Here is a 1,793-nt window from a genome sequence, read left to right on the forward strand (position 1 = left end):
TCTTCAAGGTGTCGAAGGGAAAGTTCTTGAGGTAGCTCAACGACGAATAGTATGTGCCGAAATCGTCGAGCGAAATTCGTATCCCCAAGACGTTCAGGGTATTCAACGTGTCGATATTGTCGATCGTCTTCTCAAGAAGAACGGTCTCGGTTATCTCTAGTTCAAGTCTGTCGGCCCGGATTCCAACTGCGTCGATGATCTGGGCGACCGTGTCCGTCAGCGTACCGCTGAGGAACTGAGCTGGCGAGAGGTTCACTGCGACTGTCAGCGAAGAAGGCCACTTCAAGGCCTGCCGACAGGCTTGCTCGAGCACCCATCGTCCAATCTCATCCATCAGACCGTCGGCTTCGGCGATCGGTATGAACACGCTGGGTGGAATGGTTCCGACGTCGGGATGCCGCCACCGCAGCAGCGCTTCGAAACCGATCGTCGACGAGGGAGGCCGAATGAGCGGCTGATACTCCAGATAAAGCTCGCCTCGCTCCAGCGCGGTTCGAAGGCTGCGCCTCAGGTTCTCGCGTTGTTCCAGCAAGAGCAGCATCGAACGGTTGAATGTTCGAGCGCAGCCGCGTCCATCTGTCTTGGCAGCGTAAAGAGCAATGTCAGCGGCTTTCATCAGCTGCTCGCCATCGGTCCCGTGCTCGGGCCCGAAAGCAATTCCGATACTCGAGCCGACGAAGACGGGAATGCCGTTGATGACGAACGGTTGCTTGAATGCGTCGACCAGCGACCCGGCGAGGCGCTCAGCCTCGGCTGGCTGCTCTTTTCCCAATTGGATGACAGCGAACTCGTCGCCGGCATACCGGTACGCGGACTCACCATCCTGCAGCGCGTCGCGGATACGACCCGCCGCGAGCTGAAGAAGCGTATCGCCTGCCCCATGGCCGAGCGTGTCGTTGACCGCTTTGAAATCGTCCAGGTCGATTTGCAGCAGGGCAGCTTTCGGCTTTGGTCCGCCGAGGGCCACCATTGCTTGCTGCAGCCGCTCGCCGAATCGCCGTCGATTCTGCAGTCCGGTCAGCGCGTCGTGCGTTGCCTGATGGAGCAGAATTACATGCTCTTGCTCCTCCGCAACGCTCCGCCCGCCATGGTCCCTTGATTCGATGATTCCGGCACCATTTGCAGTGCTGAAGACAAAGACCGACCGGGGCGCTCCGCCCGATGATCGCGGCAGGTCGAGGCTTGCCGGAGGGCCACCCTGGAACACACGAAGAAATTCGTCGCGATACTTCGCATCGAGAAAGCTCGGGTAGATCTCCCAGACGGCGGCGCCCAGCGCCACCGCGGCTCCGTACACGCCTTTGAGCCTTGTTGCGTAGTGCGTCAGCCGGAAGTCGCGGTCATAGAACGACAAAAGTTCGGTCGTGTTCGCCAAAAGGTCAAAGAGAACCCCTTCGCCGGCACGTGGAGCATCGACCGAGGAAGGCCCCTCGCTCTCCGTGCCGACGCCTGATGCCTCTGGGCGCAAGAGCCACCTCCATAAGCGATGCAGATTCGCGCCGCCCAGTCTAAAAATAGCATAAACGTCAAGCTTGGCAAACTTTCAACTCGCCGTCTTAACAAGCGCCGCAAGCAGCATAGTTGCCATAAATGCTCCGCTGTGATTGGCGGTAAATTGTCGATAACGATCAACAGTCACAGTTCGTTAACAGATCGTGAATTGACGGGAATCAGCTATGCGATTTGATAGCGCGATGGGCGCCTCAAGAAGATATTGTGGTCGATGATATCGTGGTCCATGAGGCCGCGTGGCCTTCCCAGCCCCCGGCCAAGCCTCTTTTGAGCCCGCCCCG

At 58.6% G+C, this 1,793-nt stretch carries 1 protein-coding gene; it reads right to left on the minus strand.

Annotation, left to right across the window (positions count from 1 at the left end; translation table 11 throughout):
• Positions 1–1,354, minus strand: a 1,354-nt coding sequence (locus ACXJ7R_RS31680; RefSeq protein ID WP_457155250.1) for a putative bifunctional diguanylate cyclase/phosphodiesterase, incomplete at its 3' end; no start/stop codon positions are given.
• Between the last annotated feature and the right edge of the window lie 439 nt (positions 1,355–1,793).

This window comes from Mesorhizobium sp. P5_C1 (genome assembly GCF_054049815.1).